The organism is Undibacterium sp. YM2 (genome assembly GCF_009937975.1).
Taxonomy (GTDB): Bacteria; Pseudomonadota; Gammaproteobacteria; order Burkholderiales; family Burkholderiaceae_D; genus Undibacterium.
The window spans coordinates 5022593-5044985 of record NZ_AP018441.1 but is presented as its reverse complement, the minus strand read 5'-3'; the positions used below and the strand labels follow the sequence as shown (position 1 = coordinate 5044985).

15 protein-coding genes are annotated in these 22393 nt (G+C 51.8%); 8 read left to right on the top strand and 7 right to left on the bottom strand.

Annotated elements, in window-relative coordinates; genetic code table 11:
• The first annotated feature begins 234 nt into the window (after window positions 1-234).
• A complete protein-coding gene (locus UNDYM_RS23150; protein ID WP_162043224.1) occupies window positions 235-2313 on the top strand; it encodes a multicopper oxidase family protein in 2079 nt (692 codons plus the stop codon).
• A gap of 485 nt (window positions 2314-2798) precedes the next feature.
• Here UNDYM_RS23150 and UNDYM_RS23145 read toward each other — a convergent pair whose 3' ends face one another.
• The gene (locus UNDYM_RS23145; RefSeq protein WP_162043223.1) at window positions 2799-3608 is read right to left on the bottom strand and encodes an ABC transporter substrate-binding protein; all 810 of its coding nucleotides are present in this window, start codon (window positions 3606-3608) and stop codon (window positions 2799-2801) included.
• A gap of 459 nt (window positions 3609-4067) precedes the next feature.
• Here UNDYM_RS23145 and UNDYM_RS23140 point away from each other — a divergent pair, with 459 nt between their 5' ends.
• Window positions 4068-4661 (top strand): hypothetical protein, encoded by a 594-nt coding sequence (locus tag UNDYM_RS23140; protein ID WP_162043222.1) that lies wholly within the window; start codon window positions 4068-4070, stop codon window positions 4659-4661.
• 166 nt (window positions 4662-4827) lie between these two features.
• On the opposite strand, the gene UNDYM_RS23135 is transcribed toward UNDYM_RS23140, so the two are convergent.
• Both UNDYM_RS23135 and UNDYM_RS30270 read right to left on the bottom strand, forming a co-directional pair.
• Window positions 4828-7317, bottom strand: coding sequence for an adenosylcobalamin-dependent ribonucleoside-diphosphate reductase (locus UNDYM_RS23135; protein ID WP_162043221.1), 2490 nt, complete (start codon window positions 7315-7317; stop codon window positions 4828-4830).
• 614 nt (window positions 7318-7931) lie between these two features.
• Entirely contained in the window at window positions 7932-8180 is a 249-nt protein-coding gene (locus UNDYM_RS30270) for a hypothetical protein (protein ID WP_174244912.1), read from the bottom strand.
• A 41-nt stretch (window positions 8181-8221) separates the two neighbouring features.
• Here UNDYM_RS30270 and UNDYM_RS23125 point away from each other — a divergent pair, with 41 nt between their 5' ends.
• Entirely contained in the window at window positions 8222-13306 is a 5085-nt protein-coding gene (locus tag UNDYM_RS23125; RefSeq protein WP_232063571.1) for a two-component regulator propeller domain-containing protein, read from the top strand.
• Here the strand turns inward: UNDYM_RS23125 and waaA are convergent.
• Together waaA and UNDYM_RS23115 are read right to left on the bottom strand one after the other, a co-directional pair.
• Window positions 13301-14578, bottom strand: a complete 1278-nt coding sequence (gene waaA, locus UNDYM_RS23120; protein ID WP_162043218.1) for a lipid IV(A) 3-deoxy-D-manno-octulosonic acid transferase — start codon at window positions 14576-14578, stop codon at window positions 13301-13303. The two genes, UNDYM_RS23125 and waaA, sit on opposite strands and share 6 nt — an antisense overlap.
• A gap of 3 nt (window positions 14579-14581) precedes the next feature.
• Window positions 14582-15484, bottom strand: a complete 903-nt coding sequence (locus UNDYM_RS23115; RefSeq protein WP_162043217.1) for a DMT family transporter — start codon at window positions 15482-15484, stop codon at window positions 14582-14584.
• A gap of 390 nt (window positions 15485-15874) precedes the next feature.
• On the opposite strand from UNDYM_RS23115, the gene UNDYM_RS23110 reads away from it, so the two are divergent.
• From UNDYM_RS23110 to UNDYM_RS23090, 5 genes are all read left to right on the top strand, one after another.
• Window positions 15875-16873, top strand: coding sequence for a hypothetical protein (locus UNDYM_RS23110; RefSeq protein WP_162043216.1), 999 nt, complete (start codon window positions 15875-15877; stop codon window positions 16871-16873).
• Between the two features lie 55 nt (window positions 16874-16928).
• Window positions 16929-17774 carry a 3-deoxy-8-phosphooctulonate synthase gene (gene kdsA, locus UNDYM_RS23105; RefSeq protein ID WP_110256067.1) on the top strand — a complete coding sequence of 282 codons (846 nt, stop codon included), beginning with the start codon at window positions 16929-16931 and terminating at the stop codon, window positions 17772-17774.
• Between the two features lie 64 nt (window positions 17775-17838).
• Complete coding sequence (locus UNDYM_RS23100; RefSeq protein WP_162043215.1) at window positions 17839-18528, top strand: energy transducer TonB; 690 nt, start codon at window positions 17839-17841, stop codon at window positions 18526-18528.
• A 53-nt stretch (window positions 18529-18581) separates the two neighbouring features.
• Complete coding sequence (locus UNDYM_RS23095) at window positions 18582-19022, top strand: hypothetical protein (protein WP_162043214.1); 441 nt, start codon at window positions 18582-18584, stop codon at window positions 19020-19022.
• A gap of 238 nt (window positions 19023-19260) precedes the next feature.
• A complete protein-coding gene (locus UNDYM_RS23090) occupies window positions 19261-20253 on the top strand; it encodes a proline dehydrogenase family protein (protein WP_162043213.1) in 993 nt (330 codons plus the stop codon).
• A 21-nt stretch (window positions 20254-20274) separates the two neighbouring features.
• On the opposite strand, the gene UNDYM_RS23085 is transcribed toward UNDYM_RS23090, so the two are convergent.
• On the bottom strand, window positions 20275-21102 hold the full coding sequence (locus UNDYM_RS23085; protein WP_162043212.1) for an AraC family transcriptional regulator: 828 nt from the start codon (window positions 21100-21102) through the stop codon (window positions 20275-20277).
• A gap of 277 nt (window positions 21103-21379) precedes the next feature.
• Window positions 21380-22378, bottom strand: a complete 999-nt coding sequence (gene waaC, locus UNDYM_RS23080; protein ID WP_162043211.1) for a lipopolysaccharide heptosyltransferase I — start codon at window positions 22376-22378, stop codon at window positions 21380-21382.
• Window positions 22379-22393 lie beyond the last annotated feature (15 nt).

Below are 22393 nucleotides of genomic sequence, written 5' to 3'. Positions count from 1 at the left end.
CTAGTTCTTTTGAATAGCCAGACCGGAGCAAACCATGCAGGCCGCGCAGGGCGGCGCGCTCACGATGAGTGTTTCAATTGCAAGTAATTGAAAGATTTGTCGAAAAAACAACAAAATTGTGCTAGCGATTGCTTAACTTTGTTGCAAGATACATGTCAATTTTATAAACTGAAATGGCAAGTAAATACCGTTGATATCTTCCTCATCCTCCTCACTCCGATTTGAGATCATCTTATGCACACACAATTAAAGCAAATGCGCCGCCTGGCTGGTGTCGCCACCGTGACCGGGGCCAGCATGTTCTGTCATGCGGTTCTGGCACAAGAGGCCAAAATCAAAGAGACGCCACCAGCACCGCCGCTTGCCAGCCAGATCGATGACCGCGATGTAGCGGCAGACCTGATCAAGCCCGCAGCCAATCTGCTGAGTGGTGAGCAGCGCAAGATGGTGGAAAGATCGGGCCGTGAAATCCGTTATTTCCTGCCCATACAGATGACACCGGGGTTTATCTACAATCCTTCTACAGGCGAGTATGACCAGGTGTCCCTGCGTTCGTATGGCCGCAATGTTTCTGGTGTACCCAATCTGCTGCGCCCCGACTTTGTTGCACCTACGGTAGTCATGAAACCAGGGCAGACCGTGCGCTTTGACCTCAGTAACCGCCTCGACAAGGAACCGGGTTGCGAGCTGGTCGCGAAAGACAATGTCAATACTCCGCATTGCTACAACACCACCAATCTGCATTCACATGGCCTGTGGATTTCACCATCGGGCAATAGCGACAATGTGCTGCTGGCGATCAAGCCCAAGGTCAATTTCGAATACGAATACAACGTGCCGGGGGATCACCCGGCTGGCACTTTCTGGTATCACCCGCATGTGCATGGCTCAACCGCTATACAGGTAGGTAGCGGCATGGCAGGTGCGCTGATCGTCAAGGGCGACAGGCAGCCTACCATACTCAGCAATGGTGATCTCGACACCTTGCTCAATCCCTTCAAGCCTGCTGCGGGCAGCTATGGCGAAGTGATGCTCATGCAGCAGATTCCCTATGCCTGCTTCATCAAGGGACCTGACCCCAAGAACCCTGGCAAAGAAATAGACGTCATACAGACCAACCCTGATGGTACCTGGCTATGTAAAAAGGGAGACATAGGCATAGTGCAAGACTTTAAGGCGCAATTCGCCCCCACTGCCTGGACCAAGTCTGGCCGTAATACCCTGATCAACGGTTTCGCACGTAATCCTGCCAAACCTTTGGTGATGGAAGCAGGCAAACTGTATCGCTGGCGCTTGATAGATGCAGGTGTACGTGAGTCCATCGTTTTACGTATCCGCAAAATCAACGACATCAGCAAGCTGACACCCACCGCCAATACACCAGAGACACTGCAAGCCGAGGTTAAAAATGCCTGCAACGGCATAGACGTATTGCAGTTTGAAGTCGCAACCGATGGCCTGACCCGCCCCAGCGCTTTCGCCAAGGTGACCAATACCTTGCAACCGGGCTATCGCAGCGACATCCTGTTCAGCCTTCCAGAAAAAGGTGATTATTGCGTCTATAGCGATTCCGGCGCGCCTGACTTTGTTTCTGCCGAGCCGAATAATGCGAAGGTGATCACGGTGATCCATGCGATAGGCAATAAGACCAGCGGTGATCAAACGCAATTCGTCACCAAAGAACTGGTACGTGCCGCCGGTCTGTTGTCAAGAAGTGTGCGCGATACCATCATCAGGGATTTGAAAGATGGCTTGAAACTGACGAAATTCGTGCCGCATAAAGCCATCCCTGAATCCGAACTCACCGACCCACAAAAACCGGTCGATCTGGTACTGGGCATTGATCAGCGCGGCGGCAAAATTGCCTTTGACGTCAATGGTGCACCCTATGTACCGTCAGAAGTTCATCAGACCCTGATCTTGGGTCAGGTACAGGAATGGCATATCAATTCTTACAACCCGACCGACACCGGTGAAGCACCGATACAGCACCCTTTCCATATCCACGTCAATCCCTATCAGATTATCAGCATCACCGATAAAAACGGTGTCGATGTCAGTGCACTCAAAGATACGACAGCACCGACGATAGGGCAATATGCCGGTATGCAGGGAGTATGGAAAGACACCATCATGGCGACGCCAGGCTACACCGTCAAGACCCGTACCCGTTATCAGCGCTATATCGGTGAGTACGTATTGCATTGCCATATCCTCGATCACGAAGACCAGGGCATGATGCAAAACGTCAAGGTCGTGCTGCCGGATGGTAATGGTGGTGCATCCACAGGTGGACATGGGGCGCATCACTAACAGACTGTAATATTGCACGTCTTGCACTCTCAGAATGGCTGCTGTACGGCAGCCATTCTGCTATCTGGAGCATTCAGCGCAGCATTGGTCTGCGGCATAGTGATGATGCCGGGGGTTTATCGCATTTATCCGTGCAGTTCCCTGCCCCCCGCGAACCAGCAAGTAACTTGCAATAGCACAGCGCTGTTTTAAAAATGGTGAGGTTTAAGAGTGCAATACTGATACTTACTGGCTCGATTATTTAAATTGCGGGATCAACAAATACTTTTCAGAAAAATGCGTCATGCAATAATCCGTCATACTTTCCCGACGTAGAGCTTGTATAAATCAAGTCGTTGAATTGAAGTAGAGCAGCCTGACCAGCGACATGAACAGCACTGTAAAATGCCAGGCGCGAAACCTGTATTCATTTTCATGGCGGGGCAAGTCAACAAGTCTTGCACCGATAAGAGCTGATCAGTCTCGTTGCCCATGGACGTAAATTCTCAAGGCAGCATATTTTGCGCTTCCGCAGGACCTACATATTTGCGGTAGATTTTCAGCAAAGTGCCGTCGTGCTGCATGGCTTTAATCAGCAGTCCCCATTCCTGCGCTTCAGCCTGACTGAAACGAGCTTTGCTGAAGCTGATATTGCCAATGGCCTGCAGATTGTCCTTGTCCCAATCCAGGACTCTGACCGTTGTGGGTGCAGTCTTGGTATCGATATAGAACTGGAAAACACCGGGGTAGGAGGTGGCAGCGGCGATTTCGCCCTGTATCAAGGCATTGATCAAATGTGCCTCATCGACATAGACCTTTACACGGTCGGCCTGTGTCCATGCAGCGATTAATGGGTCATAGAATGCACTATGCCTGAAGCCACGTATGACGCCGAATTTGAGTGTGCTGGCTCCCTGGAATTCTTCCAGGGTATTGATAGAAGAGGGGGTAGCCGGACCAAGCAAGACGATGTGATGCATGCGCACATAAGGAAAAGACCAGAGATACTCTTCGCGCTCTGGGGAGCTCAGTGCTGCCATCGTCATGTCCTTGCGGCCTGCCTTTAGCTCTACCCAGGTGCGGGCACGCGCTTGTACCTTGGCCTCGAATTTGCAGCCGCTGCGCTTGCTGAGTTCGTCAACAAGATCCCGGTCTATGCCATTCCCCGCCGCTATCCCGCGTTCAGATTTAAAGAAAATGCCAAGTTCCAGCAGATCGACTTTGATAGTCTCTGACGGGCATTTCGGCGCTGCGCAGGCTACACCCAGGCAAAGACTGTAAAGAAAAAAGGTGAGAAAAGTAAAACGCTTAAACATCGGTCCCCATCTGTAAAACCTATCAATACCGGCAACTCTGACGCCCGGAGGTCTGCCAGCAGATTTTTAGAATATCATCAGCAATGAGGGCGACGACTCTTGAATTGTCAAGATTTGAAAAAATTGGATTAAAAAATACAGTGCATGAAGATGTCTAAATAGCGTCTTGCAAATTACTTTCCTGAGAGTATGAAAGCTTTGGTAAATTGCATTATTGAATTATTAAGAAAAACGGAAGTGCATGCATCGTCTGAGAGACGGATGCTTAATCAAAGCGCGTGAAAAAAGTGCTGCTGATTCTCGATGAGTAGTGTTAATTTTCGTCTTGGTTTTCAGGAGGGAGAGCGATGAAGAAATTCAAGAGGCAAGCCGACGGTTCATCGTGGAGCATTGATGGGTATGCATCAATGTTAATCGCATGATGCATGAAAATATTAGTATTAGTATATCGAGACAAATATGAAAATTCTGCGTGTATCCCAATGGGGAGTCATTATCATCACTCTCTTAGCTCTCTGTAGTTGTACAAAGCGTGTCACCATTTCGATGGCTGGGCTTTCGACTACAGACAAGATACCGGAGAGTGGTCAAGTTCATGAATATCCGAACTTACCCGAAAAGGATGACGGCATTGGCCCATACTACGTTCTATATATTGAATCTGAAGACGATATTCCTAAATTGGCTTCTGAATTTACCCACCATTTGTATTTCTCGTTAATTCCATGCTCTGAGTCAGAGTCCGCTTATGGATTATGGGGCGGTGGCGTGTTCATGGATTCAGGAGCGAACTCTGCAGCATCTTCCGTTAGTGGTACTGGACACAGCGCGAACCGATACAAGATTCATATACCAATTAAAGCTGATCCAATTATTCAGCATATTCAGGGTATCGGTGCACTTGATTTCAAAAGTTATCTAGGCAGAGCCAATAAAGAAGATTCGTGTGTTCTGATAGGTGGGGGACAGATGTGGGGAGGGACCTTATTTTCTAACACAGTCAAAACACCACTGCACTTTGATAGTGAAACAGGATTTTCAGTTGTGCCGTAACATCAATCTGCGGAATTCACAATCTCGAACTAGCCGCATTTTTTTGGTTTAAGAGGTACTAAAAACAATGCCAGTGAATTTCACTGGCATTGTTTATTTAAGCATAAAAAATTAGTTGTACCTTATGCTGTAAGCCACAAGTTGCCACCAATATTTAGTCTGCAAGTTAACCGCAAGCCCCGACATAACCGCAAGAAACGCAACGGCTGCAGCCATCTATTTTTTGCAGTGCATGTGCGCCGCAATCCGGGCATTTTTTGCCAGTGGGGATATAGCTGATCGGTGCTGCATTTTCACCTTCATAGGCCAGGTCATCCATGCCGTAGTGATGGCTTCTTTGTTTGAACTTTTCTGCCAGTACGGTGATAGGGATCTGGTTGCCAGCGGCGTCAAGGAAGCCACGTTTCATCAGTATGCGTTGCAGTGAGTAGCCTATGGCGGCGACTTCGGATTCATGGAACAGCGGTGCCTGTGAGCCATCATCCTTGGTGATCATGCCACAGCGTACCGTCCCCTTGTCCCACACCACTTCACGCATGTCTGCCAGTGCCTTGGCGATGGAGCCACCTGAGCGCGCTGCCATCGACAGCAAGCGCATGCTGGCTGATATCCATTGCTGGCCATCGTTCTTTTGTCCCGCAGGCATGAAGAATTCAAATGGGCGCTCTATTGTCACGCGCTCGCCGCCGACCATGCCATCTATATGGATGAAGCTGACTGTCAGATAGACCGTCTTTTTGCCTTCATACGTCATGTACTGCACTTTGGAAGTGACAGATTCGAGGTCGCCAAATGGACGGCCATCGAATTGTTTGCGCAGCAGGTCATCATCAGGAATATGCTTGACTTCCGGTGCTGGCTCAGTAGAGACCGACAGGACGCTGCCCAGGATGCTATTTGGGCGGTAAGTTGCCAGGCCCTTGAGGCCAGCGCGCCAGGCATCCATGTACAGGTTCTGGAAGTCTTCGTAAGGATAATCTGCCGGTACGTTGACGGTTTTGGAAATCGCAGAATCAATGTAAGGCTGCACGACCTGCAACATCTTCATGTGGTCGCTGGCGGACATATTGAGAGCGGTGACAAACTGCTTGGGCAGCTTGCTGTCGTCAGATACATCATTGCCCAGGTGGCGGTACAAGCGCCATGCATGGTCAGCCACTTCATAGATTTTTGGGTCACCCGCAGCCATGCGTTTCTTGCGGTTATACACCCAGGAGAATGCCGGTTCTATACCATTCGATGCATTGTCAGCAAAGGCCAGGGTGATGGTGCCGGTAGGGGCGATGGACAGCAGGTGCGAATTGCGCAAACCATGTTTGGAAATCGCATTGCGCACGTTTTTTGGCAGACGTTTGGCGAATGCGCCAGACAGGTATTTTGTGCTGTCAAATAATGGGAACTGGCCTTTTTCTTTCGCCAGTTCTGCCGATGCCAGATAGGCTGCATCGCGCATGACTTCCGATACTTTTTGTGCGAAAGCACGGCCAGCATCGGAGTCATAACGCTGTCCCAGCATGACCAGGCTGCTACCGAGACCCAGGAAGCCCAGGCCGACGCGGCGCTTGGACATGGCCTCGGCTTTTTGCTGAGGCAGAGGCCAGGCAGTAGCATCCAGTACATTGTCGAGCATGCGTGTCGCTACAGTCACTACCGCCTCAAAGGCAGTGAAATCAAATTCGGCAGCGTCAGTGAATGCACCTTTGATGAAGCGTGTCAGGTTGATGGAACCCAGGCAGCAGCAACCATAGTCAGGTAGCGGTTGTTCTGCGCAGGGATTGGTGGCTTCGATTTTTTCGCAATAGTAGAGATTATTCTCTGCATTCATGCGCGACAAAAACAGGATGCCTGGTTCTGCATGATCGTAGGTCGATTTCATGACCTCATCCCACAGATCACGTGCGCGTACGGTTTGATAGACCCACAGACCATCTTCACGCTGGTAGGCACCGGCTTCTTTTTTGTCTTCGCCAGGTTCCGCTTTATGTACCAGACAAAAGTCTGCGTCTTTTGCCACTGCTTCCATGAATTCATCGGTAACACCGATGGAGATATTGAAATTCGTCAAACCACCCTGGTCCTTGGAGCGTATAAATTCCAGGATGTCAGGATGGTCGCCACGCAAGACGCCCATCTGCGCACCACGACGCGCGCCGGCAGATTCTACTGTCGAGCAGGATGCATTGAAGACCTGCATGAAAGACACCGGGCCGGAGGCGCGTGAACGGGTGCCGCGCACCAATGCATCCTTGGGACGTATGGTAGAAAAATCATAGCCAACACCACCACCGCGACGCATGGTTTCTGCGGCATCTGCCAAAGCGGTATAAATGCCAGGCTTGCCATCGGTGGCGCTGGAAACAGAATCACCTACCGGTTGTACGAAACAGTTGATCAGGGTGGCGTGCAAGTCCATGCCAGCGGCAGAATTGATGCGGCCTGCTGGTACAAAACCATTCTTTTGCGCCCACAAGAATTTTTCTTCGTAGTAAGCCTGAAAGTCTGGCTGTTCTACACTGGCGAGTGCTTTAGCAACGCGAGCCTGCACATCATGGATGGTGACTTCATCGCCTTTGGCATATTTTTCGAGCAAGACATCGAGGGAGATTTCCTGGGGAGACATTTCTGTCAATCCTAAAATTTTTTCGTTTGCGTTCATATCGATCGTTTTTCTTTGTTACTTGTTGCAGAGATGAATCCTAAGCCCCACCTGTTCAAGAAAACTGGCGGGGTGCCAGGCTGTTTTTGCCTGGGTATTAGATGGGAAGCAGGATGGCGTAGCCCTTATTAAAAGAAGTATTGCGAAGTATTGCCCTATTGAATTTAAGGCATCGCAATGCCAACCATCCTGATGTCTGATGGCTTCCATTATAAACCCCGCTGCGACAATTTTTCTTGAGCTGCATCTAGATAAGAATAATCTTGCAGACAAGACATAACAAAATTACCAAGCAAAAATTTCAGCCGGAACAACTGATTTTCCGGCAGAATGAAAACTGCCGTAGCGATACAGGATTTTTGGATAGAGATGCAGGAAGTTGGGCCGGACTTTATCTTTCCGGCAACCATGTCTGTATGACATGAACAGATTTTTATCGTTAAAAAAATTCCTCATCCGGTTTGCCAGGCAGATATGTATTTTTGATATCTGCGTGCATAGTTTTTTGTTTCCACTTGCGTCCGGACAGGGCTCTGATGTCAGTAAGTCTAGCCAAACTTGCCGCTTTTTAGCGAATTCCCTACAAACTGTGAAAAACTCTGCGAATCTCAGGGTTAACAGTGATTTCTTGATGACTGTATAACATATACTTGAACAAAATTTGATCCAAGAAATTCAATAAAAACAGAGGGCACATAATGAGGCAGGGCAGTTTGGCTAGGCGATATACTTTCCCTCAGTTCCTGTTCGCCTGCACCTGCTTGCTGTGCCTGGTTTTCCTTTTGTTTTGCCAGCCTGCTCATGCGGTCAGTGTGCAAAGCCTGCGTTTTGAGCAGGTTGGGCGTGACCAGGGTTTCCAGCATGAATCCGTGCAATCCATGCTGCAAGACCGCCAGGGCTATATGTGGTTTGGCACCCAGGGGGGCTGCATCGCTATGACGGTGCCAAGGTGGTATTTTTCCGCCATGACCCCAGCCGTACAGACAGCCTCACCGATAACTGGGTCTGGGCCCTGCATCAGGATGACAAGGGCAGGATATGGGTGGGCACGCGCAATGGCGGCCTGCACCGTTATGACATGGCAACCGAGACCATGGTCAGGTATAAGCGCAACCTCGCCGATATCCGCAGCTCTGGTGGCAACCAGATACAGGCCATCATCAGTGACAGCAGCTCAGGCCTGTGGCTGGCAACAGGTGATGGCCTCGCGCATTTTGACCCGGATACTGCACGTTTCCAGATCCTGCGTCATGACGACAAGGATGCCGCCAGCATCGCCAGTGACCAGGTCAGTGCACTGAACCTGGATAAGGATGGCAACCTGTGGGCAGGCAGCAATGCCGGTCTCAGCGTCATGTACAGGGGCAAGACCGCCTTCGAGAATTTTCGCCTGGACAGCGATGCCAGACCAGACCCGCGCCACAATAATGTACAGGCCCTGCTCAGCGATAAACAGGGTAACCTGTGGATAGCCACCTCGGCAGGGCTGGAGCTGTGGTCCCGTGACCATCAGCAAAGACGCCGCTTTGGGCAGGCTGAAGGTCTTGATCCTGGCCCTGTCACTTCTTTGCTGGAAGACCGTGATGGCGTGATCTGGGCAGGTACCGATGATGGCCTCAAACGCTGGAGCCCTGCTGACAACAAATTCTCGTCCTACCGCCATCATGCGAGTGACAGGCACAGTCTGGCTGACAACCGCGTCACGCGGCTGTTGCAAGACCGAACCGGCACTTTGTGGGTTGGTACCTGGCTTGGTGGTGCCAGCCGCACCAATCTTGCCAGTGGTGGCTTCGAGCGCCTGCTGCATTTGCCGGGTGAACCCAGGACGCTCAGCAATAATACAGTCTCAGCCATCACCAGCAAGGACGGAGTAGTCTGGATAGGCACGGGCGACGGTCTGAACCGTCTCGACAAGGCCAGTGGCCAGATACGCACCTATCATCACCTCGACAGCGTGGCAAACAGCCTCAGTAATAGCAAGATCAGGGCTTTGAAGCTGGCACCCGAGGGCAAGCTCTGGGTAGGTACCCAGGATGGCCTGAACCTGTTCGACACCGTGACCGCGCGTGCGCAGCATTTCCAGAATGACCCCAAGCAGGCAGACAGCATCAGTTCCAGCATCGTGCACTCGCTGGCCTATGACAAGGCAGGTAATTTATGGGTGGGTAGCGATGATGGCCTGAACCTCATGCAGGGCGGCAAGTTCAAGCGCTATATGCACAATCCCAGGGACAGCGACAGCCTCGCCCATGGCCGGGTAGTGTCCATCCTGTTTGACCGTCGCGACCAGTTCTGGGTGGGCAGCTTTGGTGGCCTCGACAGGCTGGACCGCAGCACAGGCCGCTTTGAACACCATGCCCACGATCCCGATAACCCGGATAGCCTGAGCCATAGCCGCGTATATGCCGTGTATGAAGACAAGGCCGGGGTGATCTGGGTAGGCACGGCCAGCGGCCTGAACCAGATGGTGCAGGGCGCGGATGGCAAGATCAGTTTTATTCGTTACGGTGGTGCATTGGGGAATGATGCGACCGCCGGTTTTGCTGAAGATGAGGTGGGCAATCTGTGGATCAGCACCGATGGCGGTTTGTACAAACTCGGGCCGGACAGGAAGACCATCAAAAAATATTCCGCCGATGACGGCCTCATCGATGGCACATTCACGGTAGGGGCCAGCCACCGCGATGCCGACGGCGCATTGTATTTTGGTGGCTTTCAGGGCATGGCCTGGTTTTATCCCAGGGCCATACGCGATAACACTGCCAAACCTGTCACGACAATTACTGATTTTTTGATTTTCAACCAGTCCGTACGTGGCGGGAAATTGCCTGCAGGTGTGAAGATGGACGGCAATATTTCTGATGCCAGATCCATCACCCTGTCTTACAAGCACAGTGTCGTATCGATAGAATTTGCCGCACTGAATTATTCCGATCCCCTGCATTATCGCTATGCCTACAAGCTCGATGGCTTCGACCAGGACTGGGTACAGATAGACGGTGCCCACCGTGCTGCCAACTATACCAATCTGGGCGCAGGCGAATATGTGTTCAGGACGCGTGCCGCCACCAAGGATGGCGAGTGGAGTGAAGAAGGTGCCAGTCTGCTCATCACCATCACGCCACCATTCTGGATGGAGTGGTGGTTCAGGATCATCGCCAGCCTTATCCTGCTGGGTCTGATCTTCCTGGTCTATCGCTGGCGTGTCAGCCGTTTCTCTTACCAGCAAAGCCAGCTCGAAGAACTGGTCAGGCAGAGAACTGCCGAGGCTGACCGTGAACGCAAGCGTTTGACAGATCTCACTGATGTCCTGCCACTCTCGGTTTATCAATACCGTGAGAGGCCGGATGGGCAAAGAGAATATGCCTATGTCAGCGAGAATGTGAAAAACGTCATGGGTGTGCCAGCAGCAGACTTGCTGGCCGACAAGGACGCGCGCTGGCGCACGACGCTGGCAGAAGACCGTGAAACTGCCGAGGCCAGCCTGAACCGGGCCGTTGATAACCGCACCTCCAGCAATTTTCACCAGCGCGTCCTGGTCGATGGCAAGGTACGCTGGTTGCGCTCGCAAACTGTGGCGCCCAAGCGTGTCAATGGTGACTGGATATGGAATGGTTTCTGGATAGATGAAACCGAAACCTATCTGCAAAAGGATGAATTGCGCGAAGCCAAGGAACAGGCCGAACAGGCTACCATTGCCAAGTCCTATTTCCTGGCGAATATGAGCCATGAAATACGCACACCGATGAATGCCATCATCGGTCTCTCGCACCTGGCCAAGAAAACCCGCCTGAGCCTGAAGCAGCGCGACTATATCGACAAAATACATAGTGCTGGTACTTCGCTGCTCGGCGTGGTGAATGACATCTTGGATTTTTCCAAGATAGAAGCAGGCAAGCTCGATATAGAATCTGCCGAATTTGTACTGGCCGATGTCATCGACGATGTTGCCACCATCGTTGCCCACAAGGTCGCAGAAAAAGACATAGAACTGGTATTTGATATCGATACCCATGTCCCGCACAGCATGCGCGGCGACCCCTTGCGCTTGGGCCAGATCATTACCAACCTGGTCAATAATGCCATCAAGTTTACCGACCAGGGCTCAGTCATCATCCTGGTCAAGCAGGTGCAGGCAGAAATCGACAAGGTGCAACTGCAATTCAGCGTGCAGGATACTGGCGTCGGCATGACAGAAGAGCAGCAGGAAAACCTGTTCCAGGCCTTTACCCAGGCGGATAGTTCCACTACCCGTAAATATGGCGGCACTGGGCTGGGCCTGACTATCTCCAGGCACCTGGTTGAACTCATGGGTGGCACTATCTGGGTAGAAAGCCAGGTAGGCAAGGGCAGTAATTTTCATTTCACTTCCTGGTTCGCGTTTGCTACCCCGGCTCCGCAAATCGTCTTGCCTGAACAGGTACAAAGCCTGAAACTGCTGGTCGTCGATGACCATGACGTTGCCCGCATGCATTTGCAAAAGCTCGGCCAGCAACTCGGCCTGACAGTGAATGCTGCCAACAGCGGCAAGCTGGCTCTGCACATGCTGAGCGAAGCCAGGGTACATGGTCGCCCCTATGATTTGCTGTTACTTGATGCCCACATGCCTGACATGGATGGTGCCGCCACCATGAATGCCATCGCCGCCAGCATGGGCAAGGAAGCACCCCAGGTCATCATGCTGACCACCATGAGTTTTGATGAAACCACCATGCAGGCCAGGACTTATGCACCGCTCGCCTATCTGTCCAAGCCCACAGGCATGGCGGGTTTGCTGGAGGTCCTGCTGCGTATCAGTGCCACATCGCGTGAGGCGCCTGCCAGCACTGCAGTTGAGACACATAGCGACTGCCGCTTTGAAGGCATGCGCATCCTGCTGGTCGAAGACAATCATGTCAACCAGCAAATCGCTGCCGAATTGATGACAGAGGCAGGCATGATCGTCGATGTGGCCGACAATGGCCGTATTGCCATCGACAAGCTGAACCAGGGCAATCCGTATGACATCGTGCTCATGGACTTGCAAATGCCGGAGATGGATGGCTATGCTGCCACTACCGTCATCCGCTCTTATCCCGAATGGCTGGACTTGCCCATCATTGCCATGACTGCGCACGCCATGAATGAAGAGCGGCAACGCTGCCTTGATACCGGCATGAATGACCATATCGCCAAGCCGATAGACCCCGACAGTTTCTTTGCCACTCTTTCCCGCTGGTGTGGCAAGCGCATGCCAGGTTATCAGACTGAAGACTCAGCACCAGCCGTGACGGCAGCGGCTGTTGGTGCCGCACCCGCTGTATCCACTACAGCAGCCACACCAGCCATGAAGGCGGAGCCGGCCAGGACTGAAGCTCCTGTCCACGACCTGAGCATACCCGGTGTCGATGTCGCCCCCGCCTTGCGCCGTTGCAGCCAGAATCTCGACCTCTACTTGCGCCTGCTGCAAATCTTTGTTGAGAGTGCTGCAAGTGCGCCTGACAAGATCACGCAGGCATTGGAGCGGGGTGACCGTGGCACGGCTGAGCGCGAAGCCCATACCATGCGCGGTGCGGCTGGCAATATCGGTGCAAATGACCTGGCTGCAGTATCCACCGAGCTGGAGCTGGCCATAGAGAATTCCGAAGAGAATGAGGCGCTGTTAAAAAAATTCAGTGCGGCCAGTGCGGAGCTTATCAATGCGCTCAAACAGGCCTTGCAAGATCAGGCGAGTAAAGCCGCGATGCAGGGGAAGGAGGCAGAGCAGACAGGTCGAGGCCGAAATACTACTGATGCAGCAGAAATCGCAGGTTTGTTCACGACCTTGCGCCAGTATCTCGAAGACTCAGACAGTGAAGCACTCGATTATTTCAACACTCACCAGCTCAGCATGCACCAGGTATTGGGGGCGCAGGCTGAAGAGTTCGTGCGTTCACTGCAAGTATTTGACTTTGAAGCGGCCCTGCAGATACTCGACAATGTCAGCCCTGTCGGCAGTATCGCATCATAGATATTTTTCCAGCATCAGCATGGTACGTGCAGTTGCGCCCTGATGCTGCAAAAAGAAAGTGTAGGCTGCTTCACCCATGCGCTGGCATGTTGGCTTGTCTGCCAGCAGAGCATGAGCCTGCTGGAACAGGCTCAGCGCACCATCAACACGGAAGGCCGCACCGCTGGCAATCGCCTGGTCAGTGATCTCAGAAAAATTGAATGTATGCGTACCTGTCAGTACAGGCTTGCCCATGGCACAGGCTTCAATCAGGTTATGGCCACCGAGTGGTACCAGGCTGCCACCGACAAAGGCGATATCGCAGGCCGCATAGTACATATACATCTCGCCCATGCTGTCACCGAGTATGACCTGTATGTCTTCACCTATAGGGGCGATCTCTTCATGGTTCAGGCTGGATCGGCGCAGGTATTTAATACCATGTGAATCCAGCAGGCCGGCCACATGATCAAAGCGTTGCGGATGGCGTGGTGTGATGATCAGCAGCGGGTTGGTTTGCAGCAAAGGCACCTGCTCAACAAAGGCTTGCAGTATCAGTTCTTCTTCGCCATCGCGGGTGCTGGCGCACAGTATCACCTGCCGCTCGCCAAAGCTGCGGCGCAGGGCTGCACCGCGCTCACCCATCAATGGCGGCGGTGTCACGTCAAACTTCATATTGCCGGTCACACCCGGTTGCTCTATGCCCAGCTCATGCAGGCGCAAGGCATCAGGATTCGACTGTGCTGCCACGCTGCTGATGGCGCGGGCAGCAGGCAGTATCAGCGATGCCAGGCGCTGCGCCTTGCGCAAGGATTTTTCAGACAGGCGGGCATTCACCAGTGTTACCGGTATGGACTTGGCCTCACACTGGGCAATCAGGTTGGGCCAGACTTCTGTCTCTATCAAGATGCACAGTTGCGGCGAAAAATGCTGCAGGAAGCGTATGATCATCCAGTTGATGTCATACGGCAAAAACGCCTGTTGCAGCCTTGGCCCCACATCGGCAAACAGCTTGCCGCCCGTCTCACGCCCGGTGGCTGTCATGTGCGTCAGCAGGATACGGTGTTCAGGGCAGCGTGCCAGCAGGGCACGTATCAGCGGTTCTGCTGCACGGGTTTCCCCTGCAGAGACGGCGTGCACCCAGATCGTTGGCACACTCGCAGTGGCTGGGTAAAATCCCAGGCGCTCGCCTATATGCTGGCGATAGCCAGGTTCAAGGCGGCCTCGCCACCAGAGGCGGAACAGGGCAAACGGCAGGGACAGGCCCCATACCAGGGAGTAAAGAAGACGCATGCTTTATGTCCGACGGAAATTCACCAATACAATACCACCACAGACCAGCACTGCACCCAGCGCAAAGCGCGGGCTAATGGGATCGTGCATAAGAATGACACCAGCGGCCACGCCGAACAAGGGTGTCAGGAAAGAAAATACAGAAAGACGTGATGCCAGGTAACGCCGCATCAGCCAGAACCAGGTCAGGTAACTGGCAAAGGCAATCACCACCGTCTGGAAAAACAGGCTGACGATGCTGGTTATATCCCATTGCGTGGGCAGGCTCTCGCCGCGTAAAACTACAAAGGCCAGCAGGATTGCCGCACCCACTGCCAACTGGTAAAACAGCGTGGTCGTCGGCTCAGCCTCAGACAGGCTGGACTTGCGTATGGTAATCGTCGTCGCTGCCCACAACACCGCTGCCGCCACGCCAAAGCTGTCACCGATGAGCATGTCAGCCACATCACGCTGGCTGCTGCTGAAGGCTCCTGAGAAGGCAATGGCCACGCCCGCAAAGGCCGACAGGATACCCAGCCACTGTGTCGATTGCAAACGCTCAGCCGGTATCAGCCAGTGCAGGCCCAGCACGGTAAAAATAGGGGCGGTATATAAGAACACCGACATATGCGAGGCCGTGGTGTATTTCAGTCCCAGCGATATGCATAAAAATTCAACAGCGAACAAAACACCTGCCGCAATACCGGGCATGAGATGTTTGTCGCGCAAAGAAAATGGAAGTTTTTTAACAAGTATCAGCAGCAACACCAGCATCGCTGCAAGGCCTGAGCGCAGACCCAACTGCATGGTGGCACCGATAACAGGCGCCGCCAGTTTAACCGCCACCTGCTGCAAACCCCAGCACAGGCACAGCACCAGCATGAGGGAAATGGCAAAACCATCAAGATTTTTACGATGAGCAGACATCAAGCTTGGGAGTGTGGGCGAAGAGGTGGGAATATACCTGAAAACGGTGTGCAGGGGTGTATGTCTTGCTGGAGCTTAATACTTAGCAGAGAATGTGCTTTTTTATCAACAAGGGACGAAATTTCCTCAATTTTGTAATTATTTGTCTCTAATGCAAGTTCTTTGGCGTTGCAGGCCGGGTAGTTTGATACCGGAAAACTCTAAAATCGTCGCTCCTGCGCAGGCAGGAGCCCAGTGGCGTTCGTCGCTAAGCATGTTGCTTGAAAATTTAGTAAAGCTGAATAAGCTGCTTTGCACTTCTACAAAACCACCCCCATAAAATGATATCCTATGCCTCTTAAACAACATGCAAGGACATGTTGAGCCCTCCACCATCCTGGACATGAATAGATGAGCACAGATATTTTCTGGCAAGCACTGACAAATGCACAGCCACAATTACAGCAAATGGAAATTCGCGATGTCATGGAAGCCATCAATGCATTGCTGGAACCCCATTTCCCCAAGCTGGCTGCTGAATTGCAAGGCAAGACTGAAGATGGCGTCTATGACCTCATCATCACGGCCCATGGCGCGACCGAACATTTTCAGGATGTCATGACGCTCACGCAGACTGCCCCCAAACTGACCATGTTCCCCAATGTGACCGCCTTCCGGGCGCGCACAGAAATGGGCGAGTTTGGCATGTCCATGGATAATTTCAGCCTTAGCCCATCCGAGGTGCTGATTGGTCATTATGCCGATGCAGGCAGGGTGGGTTTGCAATTATGGTTTGCCAAGCCTATACCGCAAGATATGGTCGATCATGCCAGGCACATGTCCTTCATTCTGCTGGACCATGCCATCGGTGAATATGATTTCGCCATCAAGATCGGCCCGGTAGAATTCATGGAAGACGAAGCTGAACAAGATACGGTGAGCCTGGCCGCTTTCCCGGCCGTGCTCGATCATTTCTGGCGCGATGAGCTTGGACATACGGCCCTGTTCCCAAGCGGTGAAAATGAATGGACAGGTTTTGAGCTCGTCAGCAATACCGATCCAGACGACAAATTGCTGGTACAACGCAATGAATCCGCCATGGCTCTGGTTGGCAGGGCAGACATGCTGTGGCGCGTGCAAGTCGATGTGGTATTGGACAACAAAGATGATCTTGAAGCCGCCCGCGAATTTGAAGACCAGCTTGAAACCTTATTAGCGCAAACGCAGGAAGGCATCACCAGCCAGATCACCCTGCATGGCAATGTGCGCAGCATGAACTGGCACGTCAGCGATGTAGAAGCCGCTCTGGCCAAGGCGCATAAACTGGCACAAAACTTTGCCCCACTGGAGTTTGATATCAGCAGCGAATTTGATCCGCAGTGGCAAGACTATTTGCGCTGGGTGTCGTGAATAAATATCGCCTGATAGCAAACCAAACAAACTATTTTTAAGAACTGGAATCATCTTGACTACCGTCGCCATCACCCCACAAATTCAAGCCAGCAACCAAAGCCCCTTCGTCCTGTTCGGCGGCATGAATGTGCTGGAATCCAAAGACATGGCCTTGCGCGTTGCCGAAGAATACGTGCGTGTCACCAGCAAGCTGGGCATCCCCTATGTTTTCAAGGCCAGCTTTGACAAGGCCAACCGTTCTTCCATCCATTCTTATCGCGGCCCTGGCCTCGAAGAAGGCTTGAAGATATTCGAGGCCATCAAGGCAGAGTTCGGTGTACCCCTGATTACCGACGTGCACGAGCCATGGCAAGCCGCGCAAGTGGCAGAAGTCGTCGATGTCCTGCAACTGCCCGCCTTTCTGGCACGCCAGACTGACCTCGTGGTTGCACTCGCCAAAACTGGCCGCGTCATCAACATCAAGAAGCCGCAATTCCTCAGCCCTTCACAAGTACAGAACATCGTCGAGAAATTCAGGGAAGCAGGCAATGACCAACTGATACTCTGCGACCGCGGCACCTGCTTTGGCTACGATAACCTTGTGGTCGATATGCTAGGTTTCGCCGTTATGAAAAAAGTGACGAACAACCTGCCCGTCATCTTCGACGTTACCCACGCCCTGCAACAACGCGAAGCTGGCGCAGCAGCCTCAGGTGGCCGTCGCGAACAGATCGTCGAACTGGCGCGTGCGGGCATGGCGACTGGCCTGGCAGGCCTGTTCCTCGAAGCACATCCTGATCCGGCGCAAGCGAAATGTGATGGCCCCAGTGCCTTGCCGCTGGATAAGCTGGAACCTTTCCTGGCGCAATTGAAGTCGCTGGATGATTTGGTGAAGTCGTTTGCCAAGCTGGAGATTTAATATCAGGTTCATTTTAATGAGGCGTATGTTCTCCTTGCATTGACTCGCGATTTAATAAGAAAACATGTTTAAAAATCAAATTTCTATTCGCTATATTCTTTTATTTGTGCTGTTGAATTTAAATTGGGGGCTATCCTCAGCGCAGATACAAACTGATTCAAGAATAAATTCTAACAACGCGAAAATTTCGGAGATGCAAGCATATTTTTCTGACAAACCCTTGGCATTTCACCGTTGCAAAAGAGCTGAATATCCACGGTTTGCATTGCGACACGAATTTGAAGGAAAGACTGAAGTTGATGCCGTGACTGACTCTGAGGGGCGCGTTATTATTGCTGAGATCGTGAGAAGTAGTGGCTGGCGCCTATTGGATGAAACTGTTTTAACAAATATCATGGGATGTAAAATATTTGATAATCCAGGACTGGAGAAAGTATATGTAAAGGGTGGTTTTGTTTGGAAATTGGAGGGGCCTGCTGAGATTCCGGCAGAGTTGTTGACAGATACATGTAGCAAATCTGAATTTGTAAGTTTCGCAAGATCAAATGAACCTGGACGCGGTATTGTAGTTGGCGTTTGGTTGAATAAGGAGGGAGGAGTCGATGTGGCTGAACTTCAATGGCGGATGGAAAACAAATTGGATCAAGAAAGTTTAAGACTTGCTCGTTCCTGTAAATTCAAGCCAGCATCGAATGAAAAGGGAAATCGGGCATCGACGATTTCTCTGAGGTTTCTGCCGTTGCGAGCAAATTGAGAATTACGAATGCCAGTAAATGAATTTCTTAAGTAAAGATGTTCGAGTAAGCCATGTTCGAAAACCTTGACCATCTTTACCGCTTCCCCACCAGAGCCGCCATAGACGCACTGGCAATACGCTTCAATCTGCCCAATGAAAAAAATATGCAGGATTGGGAATATGAAGTTGCTGATGCAAACAGGATAGATGAATTTCTCGTCGTCTATGATAGTGGTGAGCTAAGCGAAGACGAAAAATTCACGCTCATGGCTATGTTAGTGCAATCATCTTGCGACGCCATAGATAGAAAAGAGAATTTTCTGCGTAGCGAGAGCTGGAAGCAGTTTCTGGACTTGCTTGAGCGAGATATTGACATACATATTCATCTTGTCTGGTATTGGTCATGCACTGATACTCAGGATTTGAGCGACGCATGGTCGATTACCCCATTTATCCGGCCCATCCTTTTACGACATCAGGAAAAATTCTCTGCCATTTGTTCGCCTATTTGAGTTTAGCGCCAACCGCATGCGGTCCAGATGGATGTGAGAAGCTAAAACTGGCTGCGGACGTCTGTTAAGCGGGCAATTACACATTTATTACCTGGTGCGGCAATCATCATCGCGTTACCTGTCAGTGTTGCGCACCTGCGCTTTGACTCGGACTCAGGAAGAGGGCAGTTTTCTTCAATACTTTGGCGCAGTATCCCGCCACCATTGACTCCTTTCCATTTTTCGACCGGAGTTGAACATGACAGTATCAAATTTGCCAAAATTTCCAGCAGCATGGCAGCCATTGGTTGCGCAGGCGGCGAATGAACTTCGCCAATTGGCACTGGATGAAGAAGCCAAGGCGCGGTTTTGTTACGATCCAAGCTTACGTCCCTATATGCAACGCGTGGCCAGGCGCTATGTCGCTGGCGAGACAATTCCAGATGTGCTGCGGCGCATAGAACAAATCAATGCAAGAGGCCATGCCGGGTCGGCTGAATACATGGGGGAGAGTTGCCGGGACGAAGGCAAGGCGCTGGCAGAAACAGCCATATTCCTAGAATTGATTGCAGCTATCGGTAAACTGAACCTGCGCTGTTCGATTTCCCTGGACCTGTCGCACGTGGGATCAGTGATCGACGCAGAACTTGGGTTCCAAAATATCAAACGCATCGCTACAGCCGCAGCAGCGGTAGGGCGCGAGGTCATGATTTCGATGGAGGGATCGGATCGTGCTGATAATATTTACGCGACCTATGGCCGCTTGCATACGGAGGCGGGTCTGAGCAATATTGGCATTACCGTGCCCGCCAAGCTGCATCGCACAGCACAGGATCTTCCTGTGCTGATGGCATATCCGGGAAGGATACGCCTGGTCAAGGGCGCATTTCTTGAGGCAGAAAATATTGCTTACAGCCGCAATAGCCCTGAACTGGCAGCCTGCTATCGACGCTACGCAAAGGCCTTGCTGACAAGCGGCCATCTATGTTCGATAGCGACCCATGATGGTCAAATTCAAGAGGAATTATCTGCATTCATCTCAAGCGAGGATGTGCGGCGCGATAACTATGAATTTGAATCCCTGATCGGTCTTGGCACTGATTTGCTTGATAACTTGCACAAGCGCGGTTTTGTTACACGGGAATATGCGGTGTTTGGCGAAGAATATTTTCTCTACGTACTCAACCGCATTGCAGAGGAACCTGTGCGGCTCTATCAGGCCGTGATCGACGTCATGGAAGCATCATCATAATTTCCTTATGATGGTATGAGTCTATCCGCGACCGCGATACTGACCGGGTGTGGCTGCCAGATGCTGTTTAAAAGCGCGCTGGAAATGCGCCTGATCCGAGAATCCAATGTCGATGGCAATGTCGGCTATGGCGTGGCCGCGTCTGAGCTGGGCGCGGCCCTGTTGAATACGGTGATTGATCAGATAGGCATGAGGCGTCATGCCAAATTGATGCTTGAATGCGCGTATCAGATAGGCTGGCGACAACTCGGCAGCGGCGCAGATTTCTTCAAGTTTAAGGCTACGGTTGAAGTTTTCCTTGATGAATTCCGCTGCGCGCATGAGCTTCACGTTGGCATCCTTGTTGCTGGTGGATGCGGGATCAAGCCGGTTTTGCAGCATTGAGAAAAAGTCGATGACAGCGCCATGCTTTTGCAATTGATCCGCATGTTCATCCTCTAATATCGCACATAGAGAGGTCAGTTCCACAAACAGGGAATTTGTCGATATTGTTGAAAACGGCCTGAAGTCAGCATTGGCACTAAAACCAAGTTCGTGCTGAAGCGCCGCCAACCATGCATGATCGACATACAACATGTGATAAGACCAGGGCTCGTCAATAACGGGATTGCAGGCGTGCATCTCTTCAGGATTGATAATAACAACCGTCCCGGCACTTACCTGCTCTTTCATTTTGCCATTCAGGTAGGTACTCTTTCCGCCAGTGATTGCGCCTATGGAAAAGCTCTCATGCGAATGCTTCGCATAGCCTATGCTGCGCGCTCCCTTGATAGAGCGCATCTCGACAAAAGGTAGTTTTTCGTCGTGCCAGAAACTGGGTGAGGCGCTGTGGCTGGAAGGGGATGCCATGGTTCGCAGTATATTGACTATTGACAGGCGGGGTTTTATTTTACCGCATCTGGCATTTTCCTGAGGTCTTGGATAATGTAAGAGAAGGGAGTAGCTGTCGGGTTACCTTGGCCTATGGCCTTAAATGACTTACGAAGGTATTTGAAAAGCGAGTTCGTGACATACAACCCTGAAATTAATTTGTTGCATAGTATGCTATGAACGTCACTGGATTCCAGCCAAAAGCACGCTGGAATGACGTTGCTCAGATTGGCGGATCATTGGGCCATCTTGGACATTACTGCTTGTTTGTTGATTCTAGCAATGTACTGATCGCTGCCCTGACCTCGTCAACAGTCGCAGGCTGCCCGCTATCTCCAAGATTAATAATCTTGTCCGACCAGTTACCCTCAGTCTTCCAGCGCGGTGAAGCGCAATAAATTTCTATGGTCGGGGTTTCGTAAGCTGCGGCGATATGCGTCAGGCCGGTATCGACACCAATTGCCAAATGCGCCTTTTGCGCCAGCAGGGTTGCTGCCTGCATGGAGAGTGCAGGCAAGACGCTGGCGTTAGGCATGACAGCAGCCATCGCTTCGGCCTCAGCTTTTTCAACTGCGCTGCCCCAAGGGAGCAGTATCGGTAATTCGTGGTTTTTTAATTCTGCGGCAATCGCCTGCCAATTCTCTCGCGGCCATTTCTTGGCTGCGCCGGCAGTGCCATGAAAGAACACTGCATACGGCGTGGCTGGCAGCCATGCACGCTGGTCAGCAGGTATATCGGGTGCCTGCAAGCCAAAGCTGGCGGGCGTGTTGACGGTATAGCCGCCAGCCGCAGCGGCAACCAGGCGGCCGCGCAGGACGGCGTGGGTGCGCTTATCTACCGGTACGCTGATGTCGTGGAAGATTCTGGAAATGCCTTCATAGCCCGAACCCTCAGTGCCATTGGCGAGGCCGATTTTCTTGCCGCCTTTGACGGTTTTTGCCAGGCCCATGATGATGCCGGTTTTGAGCAAGCCCTGGGTATCGAGTACCAGGTCATATTGTTCTTGCCGTAACTGGCGAAAGAAATTCTTGATCTCTTGCCGTGTTGCTGCCTGCCCCAGGCTCTTGCGCCAGCGGCGCAGGGCGAAGGGGAATACCTGGTCTACACCTGGGTTCAGACGCACCAGTTGCACATAGGCTTCTTCCACCACCCAGTCTATGCGCGCCTGCGGAAACTGGCGACGTAAGTCATCCACGATGGGCATATTATGCAAAACATCGCCCAACGACGAAACGCGAACAAGAAGAATTTTCACTTGGATAGTTGATAC